The following is a 15726-nucleotide window of genomic DNA, read 5'->3' on the forward strand; positions in this document are numbered from 1 at the left end:
CTCCCAGATCACCGGCGGGTTGAGGCACTCCTCGATCGTGGTCCACATCGAGAACGACGGCGCGAAGATCTCGTTGCCGTCGTCGTCGGTCACGACCAGGTTGGCGCCGTCCCGGGTGCCCAGCTCGTCGATGTCGGAGAAGAGGTGGTCCGCGGCGTACCGGGCGAAGACGTCGGAGAGCCCCGGCTCGACGCCCATGCCGACCAGCGCCAGCCGGCCCGCTGACTCCCACTCCCCCGCCTTGGCGAACTGCTCGTCGCCGAGCTTGACCCCGCACTTGGAGTACGGCGCGTCGGGGTGCGGCTTGCTGAGCGACATCGCCATGTCGACGTAGTCGGCCCCGGCGGCGAAGGCGCCGTCGAAGATCGGCATGTTGAACACCGGGTCGACGGCGTTCATCACGTGCGTGACGCCGTGGTCACGGCACAGTGCCTCGACCGCGCCGGCGTCAGACGCGTCGATCTGCGCGGCCAGGTAGCGGTCGTCGGCGACTGCCGCCTTCTCTGCGCGGGCGAGGTCGTAGTCGGCCACGACCATCGTCTCGAAGAAGTCGCGGCGGGCGGCGATCGCCGTGAACGCGCCGCCCACGCCGCCGGCTCCGATCAGCAGGATCCTCATGGCGTCATGTTGCCTTTCGTCTCACCGGGTCTCGACGCGTGCGTCACGACCTCGTTCCTCAGTCGTGGCACTTGCTCGACCCTCCTTCGCAACGCGGTCCGCTCGTTCCTCGCGGTCCGCTGCTCAGTCGCCGATGTAGTGCATGACGTGCTTCAGGCGCGTGTAGTCCTCGAAGCCGTACACCGACAGGTCCTTGCCGTAGCCGGAGTGCTTGAAGCCACCGTGCGGCATCTCGGAGATGAACGGGATGTGGGTGTTGACCCAGACACAGCCGAAGTCGAGCTTGGCGGACATCCGCATCGCCCGGCCGTGGTCCTTTGTCCAGACCGACGACGCGAGGCCGTACTGCACGCCATTGGCCCACCGCAGCGCCTCGGCCTCGTCGGAGAACCGCTGCACGGTGATCACCGGGCCGAAGATCTCGGTCTGGATCTGCTCGTCGTCCTGCTTGAGGCCGCTCAGCACGGTGGGCTCGTAGAAGTAGCCCCGGTCGCCCTGCCGCTTGCCGCCGGCGTTAATGGTCGCGTGGTCGGGAAGCCGTTCGACCATGCCGCTGACCCGCTCGAGCTGGTTCTCGTTGTTGACGGGGCCGTAGAGCACGTCCTCGTCGTCGGGCATCCCGGTGCGCGTGTTCTTGGCGGCTTCGGTGAGCGCGGCGAGGAAGTCGTCGTGGATGCCGGGACCGGCGAGGACGCGGGTGGCGGCGGTGCAGTCCTGGCCGGCGTTGAAGTAGCCGGCCTCGGCGATGGCGGAGGCGGCCGCCTCGATGTCGGCGTCGTCGAAGATCACCACCGGAGCCTTGCCGCCGAGCTCGAGATGCACCTTCTTCAGGTCGGCGGCCGCCGAGGTGGCGACCTCCATGCCGGCCCGCACCGAGCCGGTGATCGAGACCATCTGCGGGATCTTGTGCTCGATCAGCGCCCGACCGGTGTCGCGGTCGCCACACACCACGTTGAGGACGCCCGGAGGCAGGAACTCCTGTGCCAGCTCGGCGAGCAGGGTCGAGCTCGCCGGAGTCGTGTCGCTGGGCTTGAGCACGACCGTGTTCCCCGCCGCGAGCGCGGGCGCGATCTTCCAGATCATCATCATCAGCGGGTAGTTCCACGGCGTGACCTGCCCGATGACGCCGATCGGCTCCCGCCGCACGTACGACGTGTGCTCGGCCATGTACTCCGCGGCCGAGCGCCCCTCGAGGATCCGGGCGGCACCGGCGAAGAACCGGAAGTGGTCGGAGGCGTAGGGCATCTCCTCGGACATGGTCAGGCCGAGCGGCTTACCCGTGTCCTTGGACTCCACCGCGTTGATCTCGTCCACGCGCGCCTCGATGGCGTCGGCGATCTTCAGCAGCGCGTTGGACCGGTCCTGCGGGGTCGCCCCTCCCCAGCCCTCGAACGCCGCCTCCGCGGCTCGGTAGGCCCGGTCGACGTCCTCCGGCCCCGACATGGGCGCCGAGGCGTACACCTCGCCGGTGGTGGGGTCGATGACGTCGTACGTCTCGCCGGAGGCGGCGGGTACCCGCTCGCCGTTCACGATGTTGGAGAAAGTCTGGTCAGCCATGGCCAGACCCTAACCGGGAGACTACGGATTCGGTAGGGGCGAGCGGGCCAACAGTGCGGAATCAGTTGCCAAAGCGCCACTCCGGGCGCGAGCCCTGCGGTTACACGGCATCATCGGCCCGATCCGGGAGTATGACCCGGTGAAGCGCACCACGATCATCGGCCTGATCAGCGTCCCGTTGGCGATCGCGGGCCTCTACTGGTTGATGCTCCACGGCTACCTCGAGCTGTCCGCCTACCTGCTGGCCGCGGCCGTCCTCGCGATGCTCGTCGGCACCTTCTGGGAGTGGCGGCACGGCCGTCGGCGGTGGGCGGCGCTGCTCCTGGTCGGAGCGGTGGCGACCGCGGCGACCGTGGGCTGGTACGGCTGGCACCTCAACGCCAAGCTCGACAACATCCAGCGAGTCACCGACGACGTCCTCGGCAAGGGCGAGCGCCCCCCGGCGCCGGAGGAGCCCACCGAGGCCCTCACCATCCTGTTGATGGGGTCAGACGACCCCAACCGGGCGGTCGAGAAGCCGACGGTCGCCGAGCTGCTGGAGTCGGGCGAGTGGAACGTCGGCGCCTACCGCAGCGACACGATGATGGTGGTCCACGTGCCGGCCGACCGGTCCGCGGCGTACGTCGTGTCCGTCCCGCGCGACTCCTACGTCGAGATCTTCGACGACGAGGGCGAGCCTCGCGGGCGGAACAAGATCAACGCCGCCTTCGCGCAGTACGGACCGTTCGGTACCTGGCGGACGATCGAGAACCTCAGCGACCTGCGCCTGGACCACATGGCGATCATCGACTTCGAGGGGTTCCGGGACCTGACGACCGCGATCGGCGGCGTCGACGTCTACGTGCCCGAGCGGGTGGTCGACACCAAGACGGGCACGACGTGGGAGAAGGGGTGGGTGCACCTCGAGGACGAGCTCGCGCTGAAGTACGTCCGGATGCGGTACGGGCTCACCGAGGGCGACTTCGACCGGGTCGACCGGCAGCAGAACTTCCTGCGGGCGGTGATGGACAAGGTGCTGGCCGACGACACGATGGGCAACCCGGTGAGGTTCTCCGACACGCTCAGCGCCGTCACGAAGAACCTCACGGTCGACGAGAGCTGGTCGAACGGGGCGCTGCGGAGCCTGGCGTTCTCCCTGCGCGGCCTCGACCAGGAGAAGGTCCGCTTCATGACGCTGCCCTTCTCCCACTACGACGAGGTCCCGGACGCCGGGTCCGTCAACATCATCGACGAGGAGCGCGCCGCCGAGCTCTGGAAGGCGATGGCGCAGGACCGGATCGGCGCCTATCTGGAGAAGCACCCCGACGACGAGCTCCCCGCACCGCGCCAGGTCAGCTGAGCCCGAGTCGTGCCCTGTGCGCGCCGAGTCGGCGGTCAGGTGGACTCGAAGACGAGGTCACCCGCGATCCAGGTCGACAGCACCCGGGCCGCACCGATCTCCGAGGCCGGGCCGTCGAACGGGTCGCGGTCGAGAACGACGAGATCGGCCACCGCACCGGGCTCGACGACGCCGGCGTCCTCGCGGTGGTTCACCCACGCACTGCCCCGCGTGTACGCCGAGAACGCGGTCGTGAGGTCGAGCGCCTGCTCCGGCAGGAACGGCTCGCGGCCGGCCCGGCCCGGATCGTCGTAGGTGGTGCGGGTGACAGCGGTGTGGATCGCCGCGAGCGGGTCCGGCGTGGAGACCGGCCAGTCGCTGCCCATGACGAGCGTGGTGCCGGCCCTACGCAGGGCCCCGAACGGGTACTGCCAGGTGGACCGCTCGTCGCCGAGCACCGGAAGCGTGAGGTCGACCATCTGGTCCTCCAGGCAGGCCCAGAGCGCCTGCAGGTTCGCGGCGACGCCGAGCTGTGCGAACCGTGAGACGTCGTCGGGGTGGATCAGCTGCACGTGGGCGATGTGGTGGCGCCGCGACGGGTCGGTGCCGACGAAGGCGTCGAGCGCCTCGCGCACGGCCCGGTCACCGATCGCGTGCACATGCACCTGGAAACCGGCGGCGTCGAGCGCCGCGACCCCCTCGCGCAACGCCTCCGGCTCGATGAAGGAGTGGCCCTCGTTGTCCGTGGGGTGTCCGCCGAGGTCCAGGTAGGGGGCGGTCATCGCCGCCGTGCCGTTCTCCGCGACGCCGTCCTGCATGATCTTCACCGCGGTCGCCCGGAAGCGGTTGCCCGTTATGGCGTCCCGTCGACCGGCCAGGTCCTCGGCCTGCTCCGCGCCGCGCCGCCGCTCCCACCACAACGCGCCGACGACGTGGGACCGCAGGTCGCCGCTGGCATCGGCCTGCTCGTACGTCGAGGCCGGGTCGTCCATGCCCGCGAACGCGCCCACCGCGGCGTCCTGCCACGACGCCACGCCGAGCGAGTGCAGGTAGGACTGCGCGGTCATCAGCGCGGCGTAGTAGTCCTCACCCGTCGTGCGCGGCAGGAACCGGCTCACCAAGACGTCCGCACCCTCGTGGAGTGTGCCCGTGGGCCGGCCGTCCGCGTCGCGCTCGATCCGCCCGTCGGGCGGGTCGGGCGTGCGCTCGTCGATCCCGGCCAGCCCGAGCGCTCGGGTGTTGACCCACGCGCCGTGGTGGTCGCGGTTGGGCAGGAAGACCGGGCGGTCCGGCACGACTGCGTCGAGGTCGGCGGCAGTCGGCGTGCCGCCCGGGAACGCCGGCATCGCCCAGCCGCCGCCGAGGATCCACTCGACGTCGGGATGCTGCGCGGCGTACGACGAGATCTCCGCGAGGTACTCCTCACGCGTGTCGAGGCCGGACAGGTCGCACCGCATCCGCTCCAGGCCGCCTGCGATCGGGTGGACATGTGCATCGGTGAAGCCCGGCGCGAGCAGGCCGCCTGCGAGGTCGACCACGTCGGCCCGGTCAGCGTGGTCGCGGACCGCGGCACCGACGGCGACGACCCGGCCGTCGTCGACCAGCACGTCCTGAGCGCCGCGGTGGGCGCGGCCGTCGAAGAGCGTCCCTCCGGTGAACACGATCCGACCCATGGGCGGGCTCCGTTCGGTCAGGTGCGTCGACCCTTGGGTCGACTGATTGGGACAATCCGTCGATGGCAGCGGGCTCCATCTGCGGATTCCGCATGCTATCGCGCGATTCGCAACGAAATCACTTGCGTTTGCGAGGCCCGTTGAGGATGATGTCGCCATGGCCCGGGACTACGACCAGCTGCAGCGATCCGCCAAGGACCACCTGTGGATGCACTTCACACGTCACTCGACCTACGACACCGCTGACGTCCCGGTCATCGTGAGGGGTGAGGGCCCCTACATCTGGGACGCGCAGGGCAAGCGATACCTCGACGCACTCGCCGGCCTCTTCGTCAGCCAGGTCGGCCACGGTCGGACCGAGCTCGCGCAGGCGGCGGCCAAGCAGGCGCAGGAGCTCGCCTTCATGCCGCTGTGGTCCTACGCCCACCCCTCGGCGATCGAGCTCGCCGAGCGGGTCGCGGGCTACGCCCCGGGCGGCCTGAACCGGGTGTTCTTCACCACCGGCGGTGGCGAGGCGGTCGAGACCGCCTGGAAGCTCGCCAAGAACTACTTCAAGCTCACGGGGAAGCCGACCAAGCACAAGGTCATCAGCCGCGCGATCGCCTACCACGGCACGCCGCAGGGTGCGCTGTCCATCACCGGCCTGCCGCCGATGAAGGCGCCGTTCGAGCCGCTGGTGCCCAGCACGTTCCGGGTGCCGAACACGAACTTCTACCGGGCGCCCGACCAGTTCCAGGGGGGCACCGACGAGGACCTCGAGCGGTTCGGGCGCTGGGCCGCCGACCGGATCGCCGAGGCGATCGAGTTCGAGGGCCCCGAGACCGTCGCCGCAGTGTTCCTCGAGCCGGTCCAGAACTCCGGCGGCTGCTTCCCGCCCCCGCCGGGCTACTTCCAGCGGGTGCGCGAGATCTGCGACGAGTACGACGTACTGCTGGTCTCCGACGAGGTGATCTGCGCGTTCGGCCGGCTCGGCCACATGTTCGCGGCCGAGCGCTACGACTACGAGCCCGACATGATCACCTGCGCCAAGGGGCTCACGTCCGGCTACTCGCCGCTCGGCGCGATGATCGCCCAGGACCGGCTGATGGAGCCGTTCCTCAAGGGTCACGAGTCGTTCCTGCACGGCTACACGTTCGGCGGCCACCCGGTGTCCACGGCCGTGGCGATGGCCAACCTCGACATCTTCGAGAACGAGCAGCTCAACCAGCACGTGCTCGACAACCAGGACGCGTTCCGCGCCACGCTCGAGAAGCTCACGGACCTGCCGATCGTCGGCGACGTGCGCGGCGACGGGTACTTCTACGGCATCGAGCTGGTCAAGGACAAGGCCACCAAGGAGACCTTCGACGACGCGGAGTCCGAGAAGCTGCTGCGTGGCTTCCTGTCCAAGGCGCTGTACGACGAGGGCATCTACTGCCGGGCCGACGACCGGGGCGACCCGGTGGTCCAGCTGGCACCGCCGCTGATCTGCGACCAGGAGCACTTCGACGAGATCGAGCACGCGCTCCGGGTGGTGCTCGACAAGGCGTACTCGCTGCTCTGACCGAACGGTCGGCGCAGCGCCAGAACTGAACACAGGCCCTTGAGGGAGGGATGAGGCCGGCGGTTCGGGGGGACTGCCGGTCCTCGAGCCGGCGCAGGGTGCGGTCGTTCCGCTGCCATTGCATCGCACTCTGCGCCGACGCTCGGCCTGTGAGCTCGCGCGGCGCTCAACGGGGTGGGTCAGTCGTGACGAGGGAAACCGAGGTCGACGCCGGTGCGTTGTGCGGGGTCGGGCCAGCGGGAGGTGATCACCTTGGCGCGGGTGAAGAAGTGGATGCCGTCCATGCCGTGGGCGTGGGTGTCACCGAACAGCGAGGCCTTCCAGCCGCCGAACGAGTAGTACGCCATCGGCACCGGGATCGGCACGTTGATCCCGATCATCCCGACCTGCACGTCGCGCTGGTAGCGGCGGGCGGCGCCGCCGTCGGCGGTGAAGATCGCAGTGCCGTTGCCGTACGGCGAGGAGTTCACGAGCGTCAGCGCCTCGTCGTACGACGCCGCGCGGACGACCGACAGCACGGGACCGAAGATCTCGTCGTCGTAGACTGACATCCCGGGGCGCACCCGGTCGAACAGCGTGGGGCCGAGCCAGAAGCCCTCCGCCTCGCCCTTGGGCTCGACGGTCCGGCCGTCGACCACCAGCTCAGCCCCGTCGGCCACGCCGGCGTCGAGGTAGCCGGCGACCTTGTCGCGGTGCTCGCGAGTGACCAGCGGGCCCATGTCGCAGCCCGAGCGCCCGTCGCCGGTGGTCAGACCGCCGATCCGGCTCGCGATCGCCTGCACCAGGTCGTCGCCGACCGGGTCGACCGCGACGACGACCGAGATCGCCATGCACCGCTCCCCGGCCGACCCGAAACCGGCCGACACCGCGGCGTCCGCGGCGGTGTCGAGGTCGGCGTCCGGCAGCACCACCATGTGGTTCTTCGCCCCGCCCAGCGCCTGCACCCGCTTGCCGTGGCGGGTGCCGGTCTCGTACACGTACCGCGCGATCGGGGTGGAGCCCACGAACGACACCGCCGCGATGTCCGGGTGCTCCAGCAGTCCGTCGACGGCGACCTTGTCGCCGTGCACGACGTTGAAGACGCCTGCGGGCAGGCCCGCCTCGGCCCAGCACTCCGCGATCAGCAGCGATGCGGAGGGGTCCTTCTCCGACGGCTTCAGCACGACGGCATTGCCGCACGCGATCGCGATCGGCACGAACCAGAGCGGCACCATCGCCGGGAAGTTGAACGGCGCGATGACAGCCACCACGCCGAGCGCCTGGCGGATCGAGAAGACGTCGACCCCGCCGGACACGCCGTCACTGAACCCGCCCTTGAGCAGGTGCGGTGCGCCGCACGCGAACTCCGCCACCTCCAGGCCACGCTGGACCTCCCCGAGCGCGTCGTCGAGGACCTTGCCGTGCTCGGCCGTGATGGCGGCCGCGACCTCCTTGCGGCGACGTGCGAGCGCCTCGCGGAACGCGAACATCACCGCCGTACGCCGCGTCAGCGACTGGGCGGCCCAGGCACGGCCCGCCTCGACCGCGTCGGCCACCACCGCGTCGACGTCGTCGCGCGTGGCGAATCCGACCCGGCCCGTGACCTCGCCGGTCGCGGGGTCGTAGACGTCACCGGCCCGGTCTCCCGAGCCGGTCCAGCGCCGGCCGCCCCGCCAGTGCGGAATCGCCGTGGTCATCGGGCGGCCACCGCTCGGCGCCGGCGCCACACCTCACCGAGGATGACGAAGACGAACGACACCAGGAACATGATCGAGCCCACCACGAACAGCTGCGGCGGGAACTCCTTCAACTTGCTGCCGTAGACGTACAGCGGGAAGGTAACCGACTGGCCCGCGGTGAAGTTGCTGACGATGAAGTCGTCGAAGGACAGCGAGAACGCCAGCATCGCCGCGGCGACGATGCCTGGCATGGCGAGAGGCAACGTGATGAGCCTGAAGGTCTGCCACTCGTTTGCGTACAGATCCATCGCCGCCTGCTCGAGTCGAGTGTCCATGCCCGCCAGCCGAGCCTTCACCGTGACCACCACGAAGGACAGGCAGAACAGGGTGTGGGCTATGACCAGCGTGACGAAGCCGAGGAGTCCGTCGACGCCGACCGAGACGAACATCGCGAGCAGCGAGGAGCCCATCACGACCTCTGGTGTTGCCATCGGCAGGAAGATGACCAGGTTGGAGGCAGACCGGCCGCGGAAGCTGTGCCGGACCAGTGCGAACGCCATGAGCGTCCCGAGGACGGTCGCCAGGATCGTGGCCGTGATGCTGACGAGGATGCTGAGCTGCAGCGATTCGCACAGGCCCTCGGGCTCACAGATCGAGGTCCAGTTGCTCAGTGTGAAGCCCTCGAGCTGGGCAGTGGCCGAGCGCGCCGAGGGCTGGTTGAACGACAGCGCAAAGATGTAGGCGATGGGGACGAAGGTGTAGACGAGCACCAGGATGCCGACGATCAGCACGATGTGGTCAGCGAACCAGCGCACCAGTGAACGACGCGGGGGCTGGGGAGCAGCGGCAGGCCGTTCCTGGATCGCCTCTGGCCTCGGCACGGTAGCTGTCACAGCAGGTCCTCCGTCCCGGCGCGACGCACGTAGGCGATGACCATCACCACGACGACCGCCATCAGGATCAGCGAGAGGCTCGCGGCCAAGGGGTAGTTGTGCTCGGTCAGGAAGGCCGACTGGATCCGGTTGCCGACCATGTACTGGTTTGGGGTACCGAGCAGCTCGGCGTTGATGTAGTCACCGCTGGCCGGGATGAACGTCAGCAGCGTCCCCGACACGACACCCGGCATGGACAGGGGGAGCGTGACCTTGCGGAAGCCCGTGAACGGGCTCGCGTAGAGGTCGCCGGCAGCCTCGACCAGCCGGTGGTCCACCTTGTCGAGGGACGCATAGATGGGCAGAGTCATGAACGGCATGAAGTTATAGACGAGCCCGGCGATCACCGCGACCGGTGTCGCGAGGAGCCGCCCGTCCTCCGGCAGGAGGAGGATCGTCTGCAGGAAGTCGACCACGGGTCCCTGGTCCGCCAGGATCGTCCGCCAGGAGAGGGTACGCAGCAGGAAGCTGGTGAAGAACGGTGCGATGACCAGCACCAGCATGAAGTGCTTCCAGCGACCGGCCTTGAACGCGATCGCGTACGCGAGCGGGTAGCCCAGCGTCAGGCACACCAGCGTCGCAATACCGGCATACACGAACGAGCGCAGGAAGAGCTCCCAGGTGTCCTTGACCGCATCGACGTAGTTGGCGAAGTGCCAGGTCATCGAGTAACCCTGCTCGTAGGACCCGCTGGGGTCGTAGAGCGAGGTGAAGAACAGCTGGACCGTCGGGAACAGGAAGAAGACGGCCAGCCACAGCATGCCCGGGATGAGCAGCAGCCAACCCCAACCACGCCGCTTGGAGGTCTCGCCGTCCACGACGGGCCTTGGTTCGGTGACCATGGTGGGTCCCGACGTCACTCGGCGTCCTCCGGTGTCATCATGCCGGCCGTGGCGTCCTGGTGGGCGTCGAGCAGAAATGCGTGTGCTCCTGACCAGGTGAGGTCGACCTCGGCGCCGTTGTCGAGCGGCGGCCGCCGACCCGTGTTCTGCTCGAACACCATCAGCTCCTGCCCCCAGGGCATCGCCACGAGGTACTGCGTGCTGACCCCGACGAAGCTCACGTCCGTGACCCGGCCGCCGGTGAGCCGGTTGTGACCGTTCTGCTGCACCGTGCCCGGCTCGCTGGCGAAGATCTTCTCGGGCCGGATTCCCAGCCAGGCAGACCTGCCGTCCACGTGGCTGCGTGAGCTCTCGATGGCGACCTTCTGCCCGTTGCAGTCGATCAGGACGTCGTCACCGGCCGAGTCGACGACGTCGGACCGGATCAGGTTGGACTGACCAAGGAAGTTCGCGACGAACGTGGTGGACGGGTTCTCGTAGAGCTCACTGGGTGCCCCCATCTGCTCGATGACGCCGTGGTTCATGACCGCGATGGTGTCGGCCATGGTCATGGCCTCCTCCTGGTCGTGGGTCACGTGCACGAAGGTGATGCCAACCTCGGTCTGGATCCGCTTCAGCTCGATCTGCATCTGCCGACGCAGCTTGAGGTCGAGGGTACCGAGCGGCTCGTCGAGCAGCAGGACGCCGGGCTCGTTGATCAGCGCGCGGCCCAAGGCCACCCGTTGCTGTTGCCCGCCCGACAGCTGCGCCGGCTTCCGGTCCCCGTACCCCTCGAGCTGCACGAGCTCGATCATGTCGTGGGCCTTCGCCTGGTAATCAGCGACGCCCCGGCGGCGGAGTCCGAACGCGATGTTCTCGAAGATGCTCAGGTGCGGGAACAGTGCGTACGACTGGAACACGGTGTTGACCGGACGCTTGTACGGGCGGAGCGAGGTGACGTCCTCGTCGCCGATCAGAACGCGCCCGAGGGTCGGGTCCTCGAGTCCCGCCACCATCCGGAGCGTGGTCGTCTTCCCGCACCCGGAGGGTCCCAGGAGGGCGAAGAACGAACCTTCGGGCACGGAGAGCGTGAGATCGTCGACCGCGACGAAGGAGCCGAATCGTTTGGTCACGCCCTCCAAGTGGAGGTCCTTGCCCTCAGCCACTAATCACCTCGTTGAACTGGCGCTGGAAGTCCTGCTCCTGCTGGTCGTCGAGGGCCATGAACATGTAGCCGGACTCGAGTGTCTGGTCGTCCACGAAGATGAACTCGCTGTTGACGGCAGACTCATCGAACTGGCCGATCTCCTCCTGGGCGCCGGCGACCGGGCAGAAGTAGTAGTTCCAGGCCGACAGCTTCGCGGCGTTCACCGGGTCGTAGTAGAAGTTCATCATCGTCTCGACGTTCGCCTTGTGCTCCGCCTTGTTCGGAACCAGCATGTTGTCGGTCCAGATGGCGAACCCCTCCGAGGGCGGCACCCATTTGTACTTGCCGCCGCCGAGCAGGTTGATGACGTCACCGCTCCACGCCTCGCACGCCACGATGTCGCCGGACTTCATGTCATCGACGTAGTCGTTGCCCGTGAAGCGCCGGATCTGCCCGCCGTCGACGACGCCCTGCAGCCGCTCCACCGCTGCTGCGTACTCGTCGGCGGTGAAGTCCTCCGGATCGCTGCCCTCCATCAGCAGGAGGAACAGCATCGTGTCGCGCATCTCGGTCAGGAGCTCGACCTTGCCCTTCAGGTCAGGCCGAGTGAGGAGCTCCTCGAAGCTGGTCACCGGGTCGGTGAGCTCGGAGTTGTAGCAGATGCCCGTCATGCCGCTCTGCCATGGAACGCTGTAGTCACGGTTCGGGTCCCACTGAGGCGACTTCAGGAAGTCGATCAGGTTCGCGTCGACGTTGGGCATGTTCTCGTGGTCGAGCTTCTGGATCCAGCCGAGCTCGATCATCCTGGCGGCCATGTAGTCGGTGACCACGAAGACGTCACGCCCCGTGGAGCGGCACGCCTGCAGCTGGGGCGACACCTTCGCGAAGAAGGTCTCGTTGTCGTTGACGTCACCGTTCTGGTACTCGACGGTGATGCCGGTCTCCTCCTGGAACTTCTCGAGGGTGGAGGTGTCCGCCCCCTTCGCCGGGTCGACGTACCCGATCCAGTTCGAGAAGACGATGGACTTCTCCTCCTCGCTCAGATCCGTGCTCTGACACTCCCCGGTGTCGACCCGAGCGCCTTCCGTGCCGCACGCGGAGAGCAGACCGCCTGCGCTGAGAGCCATGCCGGCGACGCCCGCACCACGGAGCAGCGAGCGCCGTGAGAACCCCCCGTACTGGAGCTGCCTGGCCGCCTCGGCCATGAGTCGGTCAACACTCGGGTCACGAAAGGGGCCGCCTCGCAAGCGGTGGGTCATCTATCATCCTCCTCGCAGGTGAACGCCGTTCGGATCGTGTCACGCTGTCCCCCCCGAGACAAGGGATTCCGTTGAATCGTGACGTAGAAACTGCGGAATCGCTCGCCAGGTAGTGGTCTTCGGGGTCATTGGTGTGGAACCATGACCGACCATGGCGAGGAAGCAGGAGCGCGCGCGGGCGGTCCTCGACGACGTGGCGAAGGCGATCATAGAACAGCTCCAACAGGACGGACGCCGGTCGTACGCAGCGATCGGCAAAGAGGTCGGGCTGTCCGAGGCGGCGGTCCGGCAGCGGGTCCAGCGGCTGATCGAGAGCGGCGTGATGCAGGTCGTCGCCGTCACCGACCCGCTTCAGCTCGGCTTCGCGCGGCAGGCGATGGTCGGGATCGAGGTGTCGGGCGCACTCGAACCGGTGGCGGACGCGCTCGCGGACATGGACGAGGTCGACTACGTCGTGATCACGGCCGGCACGTTCGACCTGCTGGTGGAGGTGGTGTGCGAGAGCGACGAGCACCTGCTGACGCTGATCTCCGAGAAGATCCGACGCATCCAGGGCGTCAGCCGGACCGAGACGTTCATGTACCTCAAGCTGCGCAAGCAGACCTACTCGTGGGGTGTCCGCTGAGCACCACCCGCGCGCTGTGGGCCGACACCGCCGGCCCAGCCCTGCCTCTCCCCCCGCTCTCGGGCGACACGACGGTCGACGTCGCCGTCGTCGGCGGGGGCTTCACCGGCCTGTGGACGGCTCACTACCTCGCCGAGGCGGACCCGTCGCTGCGGATCGTCGTGCTCGAGGCCGAGACCGTCGGCTTCGGCGCCTCCGGCCGCAACGGCGGCTGGTGCTCGGCCCTGTTTCCCGCCTCCCTCGACAAGCTGGCGGCCCTGTCCGACCGATCGGCAGCGCTGGCCCAGGACGCGGCGATGCGTGCGAGCGTCACCGAGGTCGCCCGCGCCAGCGACGAGCTCGGGATCGATGCGCATGTCGCCGTCGGCGGGACGATCGTGCTCGCCCGGACCGTCGCCCAGGTGGCCCGCGCCCGCGCAGAGGTGGAGCACGCCCGGGGCTGGGGCATCACCGACGACCGGCTGCGGTGGCTCGACGAGGGCGAGGCGCGCACGGTGCTCGACGCCGAGGGCACGCTCGGCGCGACGTACACCCCTGACTGCGCTGCCCTCCACCCGCTCCGGCTGGCCCGTGGGCTGGCCGACTCGCTGGTACGCCGCGGCGTCGCCGTGCACGAGCACTCCCGGGTCACGGAACTGCTGCCGGGGCGAGCGGTCACGCCGCACGGAACGGTGCGGGCAGGAACGGTGGTGCGGGCCACCGAGGGCTACACCGCCCGGCTGCCGGGTCACCGTCGGGTGGTGGCTCCGCTGTACTCGCTCGTCATCGCGACCGAGCCGCTGAGCCCGGAGACCTGGGAGCGGATCGGGCTGCGCCGCCGGGAGACGTTCAGCGACCACCGACACCTGATCATCTACGGGCAGCGCACCGCGGACGACCGGCTGGTCTTCGGCGGGCGGGGAGCGCCCTACCACTTCGGCTCGCGCGTCTCCCCTGGCTTCGACGGCGACCCGAGCGTGTTTGCGCGACTGCGAGCCACGCTCGTCGAGCTCTTTCCCGTGCTGACCGAGGCCAAGGTCACGCACGCGTGGGGAGGCCCGTTGGGCGTCCCGCGCGACTGGTGCGCCTCCGTAGGGCTCGACCCCGCGACCCGCATCGGCTGGGCGGGCGGGTACGTCGGCGACGGCGTCAGCACCACGAACCTCGCCGGCCGCACGCTGCGTGACCTCGTGCTCGGCCGCGACACCGATCTCACGCGGTTGCCCTGGGTCGGCCACCGCTCCCGGTTGTGGGAACCGGAGCCGCTGCGGTGGCTGGGCATCAACGCCGGCCTGCGTGCGATGACCTGGGCCGACACCGAGGAGCGGCTGACGCGGCGTCCGAGCCGGGTCGCCCGAGCCATCGCCCCGCTCGTCGGCGGCTGAGGGCCGACGAGTCAGCCGAGGCCGTTCTCGACCGTGTCGGCTGGCCGGCCGCTCGACAGCCACTCGTCGAAGAACCCCTCGAGGTCCTCGCCGCTCACGGTCTCGGCCAGCGTCTGGAACTCCACTCGGGTGCCGTGGCCGTTGCGGTTGTCCGCGACCCACTGCTGCAGGATCGCCCAGAAGTCGGCCTCGCCGACCCGGTTGCGCAGCGCCTGGAACGTCATGGCGCCGCGCTCGTAGATCCGGTTGTCGAAGATCCGGCTCGCACCGGGGTCGCCGATCGCCAGATCCCAGAACGTGTTTCCGCCGCCGGTGACGTCGTACAGGCCGCGCATCCAGTCCGCGCCGGCCGTGCCTCCGTGTGTCTCCTGCCAGCGGATCTCCATGAAGGTCGCCGCGCCCTCGTTGAGCCAGATGTCGCGCCACCGACGCAGCGTCACGGAGTCGCCGAACCACTGGTGCGCGAGCTCGTGGACCACGAGCCAGGTCGCGCTCGATCCGACCGCGGGGTACGTCGGGATGGTCTGGTTCTCCAGCGCGAACCCGACGTCCAGGCTGGTCACGAGGCCGCCTACCTGGGCGAAGGGATAGTCCCCCAGGTCCTGCTCCAGGCGAGCCACGACCCTCGGTGTCCTCCGCATCAGCGCCATGTTGTCACGGCGCAGACCCGGCGGCAGCTGCTCGGAGACCACGGCACGCCAGCGCAGTCCGTTGCGGACACCGGTGTCGACCTGGAACTTCCCCGCGGCGAACATCGCGAGGTAGGTCGCCATCGGCTCCTTCGCGATCCACCGATGCGTGACCAGCTTCCCGTGCACCCGGCGCGACACCGGGCGGCCGTTGGCGAACACCTGGTTGCCGCGGGGCACGGTGATCGCGATGTCCATCCTCGCCTTGTCGGCGGGGTGGTCGTTGGACGGGAACCACCAGGGCGCCATGTGGGGCTGGTTCATCGCCACGACCTCGTGGCGACCGGCCAGCCAGTTGCTCTCCCCGGCGTACCACTTGCGGGCGGGGAAGCCGGCGTACTCCACCCGGACCCGGAAGCGGTCGCCGTCGGGGATCGTGGTCCGCGGGGTGATCCGCACCTCGTGCCGCCGCGGACGGGTGTGCGGGACGGTCCGCCCGTCGATCGTGACCCGGTCGACAGGCAGCAGGAAGTCGAGGGAGAAGGACGTGAGGTCCTGGGTCGCACGCATGGTCAGCGTGGT

General features: G+C 68.9%; 13 protein-coding genes. 4 read left to right on the top strand and 9 right to left on the bottom strand.

All coding sequences use genetic code 11. From position 1 onward, the window contains the following. On the bottom strand, positions 1–618 hold a 618-nt coding region (locus VFZ39_RS04175; protein ID WP_330864465.1), incomplete at its 3' end, for a saccharopine dehydrogenase family protein. A 123-nt stretch (positions 619–741) separates the two neighbouring features. Next, positions 742–2175, bottom strand: a complete 1434-nt coding sequence (locus VFZ39_RS04180; RefSeq protein ID WP_330864466.1) for a gamma-aminobutyraldehyde dehydrogenase — start codon at positions 2173–2175, stop codon at positions 742–744. Between the two features lie 139 nt (positions 2176–2314). Here VFZ39_RS04180 and VFZ39_RS04185 point away from each other — a divergent pair, with 139 nt between their 5' ends. Next, positions 2315–3514: an LCP family protein gene (locus tag VFZ39_RS04185; protein WP_330864467.1), complete on the top strand. Its 1200-nt coding sequence runs from the start codon at positions 2315–2317 to the stop codon at positions 3512–3514. A gap of 35 nt (positions 3515–3549) precedes the next feature. On the opposite strand, the gene VFZ39_RS04190 is transcribed toward VFZ39_RS04185, so the two are convergent. Beyond that, a complete protein-coding gene (locus VFZ39_RS04190) occupies positions 3550–5166 on the bottom strand; it encodes an amidohydrolase (protein WP_330864468.1) in 1617 nt (538 codons plus the stop codon). A gap of 157 nt (positions 5167–5323) precedes the next feature. On the opposite strand from VFZ39_RS04190, the gene VFZ39_RS04195 reads away from it, so the two are divergent. Further along, positions 5324–6709: an aspartate aminotransferase family protein gene (locus VFZ39_RS04195; protein ID WP_330864469.1), complete on the top strand. Its 1386-nt coding sequence runs from the start codon at positions 5324–5326 to the stop codon at positions 6707–6709. A 179-nt stretch (positions 6710–6888) separates the two neighbouring features. Here VFZ39_RS04195 and VFZ39_RS04200 read toward each other — a convergent pair whose 3' ends face one another. From VFZ39_RS04200 to VFZ39_RS04220, 5 genes are all read right to left on the bottom strand, one after another. Then, entirely contained in the window at positions 6889–8385 is a 1497-nt protein-coding gene (locus VFZ39_RS04200; protein ID WP_330864470.1) for a CoA-acylating methylmalonate-semialdehyde dehydrogenase, read from the bottom strand. After that, entirely contained in the window at positions 8382–9182 is an 801-nt protein-coding gene (locus tag VFZ39_RS04205) for an ABC transporter permease (RefSeq protein ID WP_330864471.1), read from the bottom strand. The genes VFZ39_RS04200 and VFZ39_RS04205 overlap by 4 nt, the downstream gene beginning before the upstream one ends. A gap of 74 nt (positions 9183–9256) precedes the next feature. Then, positions 9257–10159, bottom strand: a complete 903-nt coding sequence (locus tag VFZ39_RS04210; protein ID WP_330864472.1) for an ABC transporter permease — start codon at positions 10157–10159, stop codon at positions 9257–9259. Beyond that, positions 10156–11286 carry an ABC transporter ATP-binding protein gene (locus tag VFZ39_RS04215; RefSeq protein WP_330864473.1) on the bottom strand — a complete coding sequence of 377 codons (1131 nt, stop codon included), beginning with the start codon at positions 11284–11286 and terminating at the stop codon, positions 10156–10158. Before VFZ39_RS04215 ends, VFZ39_RS04210 begins: the two co-directional genes overlap by 4 nt. After that, on the bottom strand, positions 11279–12526 hold the full coding sequence (locus VFZ39_RS04220; protein WP_330864474.1) for an ABC transporter substrate-binding protein: 1248 nt from the start codon (positions 12524–12526) through the stop codon (positions 11279–11281). Before VFZ39_RS04220 ends, VFZ39_RS04215 begins: the two co-directional genes overlap by 8 nt. Positions 12527–12677: 151 nt before the next feature. Here VFZ39_RS04220 and VFZ39_RS04225 point away from each other — a divergent pair, with 151 nt between their 5' ends. Both VFZ39_RS04225 and VFZ39_RS04230 read left to right on the top strand, forming a co-directional pair. Next, complete coding sequence (locus VFZ39_RS04225; protein ID WP_330864475.1) at positions 12678–13151, top strand: Lrp/AsnC family transcriptional regulator; 474 nt, start codon at positions 12678–12680, stop codon at positions 13149–13151. Next, positions 13136–14515, top strand: a complete 1380-nt coding sequence (locus tag VFZ39_RS04230; protein ID WP_330864476.1) for an NAD(P)/FAD-dependent oxidoreductase — start codon at positions 13136–13138, stop codon at positions 14513–14515. Before VFZ39_RS04225 ends, VFZ39_RS04230 begins: the two co-directional genes overlap by 16 nt. Before the next feature lie 11 nt (positions 14516–14526). On the opposite strand, the gene VFZ39_RS04235 is transcribed toward VFZ39_RS04230, so the two are convergent. Beyond that, positions 14527–15726: M1 family metallopeptidase (locus VFZ39_RS04235; protein WP_330864477.1), on the bottom strand; the 1200-nt coding region annotated here is incomplete at its 5' end.

It is taken from the genome of Nocardioides sp. (assembly GCF_036374615.1).
In the GTDB taxonomy this organism is placed as follows: Bacteria; Actinomycetota; Actinomycetes; order Propionibacteriales; family Nocardioidaceae; genus Nocardioides.

Coding starts and splice junctions, on each gene's coding strand:
- VFZ39_RS04225 (WP_330864475.1), top strand. CDS start 12,678: ATGGCGAGGAAGCAGGAGCGCGCGCGGGCGGTCCTCGACGACGTGGCG.
- VFZ39_RS04200 (WP_330864470.1), bottom strand. CDS start 8,385: ATGACCACGGCGATTCCGCACTGGCGGGGCGGCCGGCGCTGGACCGGC.
- VFZ39_RS04180 (WP_330864466.1), bottom strand. CDS start 2,175: ATGGCTGACCAGACTTTCTCCAACATCGTGAACGGCGAGCGGGTACCC.
- VFZ39_RS04190 (WP_330864468.1), bottom strand. CDS start 5,166: ATGGGTCGGATCGTGTTCACCGGAGGGACGCTCTTCGACGGCCGCGCC.
- VFZ39_RS04195 (WP_330864469.1), top strand. CDS start 5,324: ATGGCCCGGGACTACGACCAGCTGCAGCGATCCGCCAAGGACCACCTG.
- VFZ39_RS04220 (WP_330864474.1), bottom strand. CDS start 12,526: ATGACCCACCGCTTGCGAGGCGGCCCCTTTCGTGACCCGAGTGTTGAC.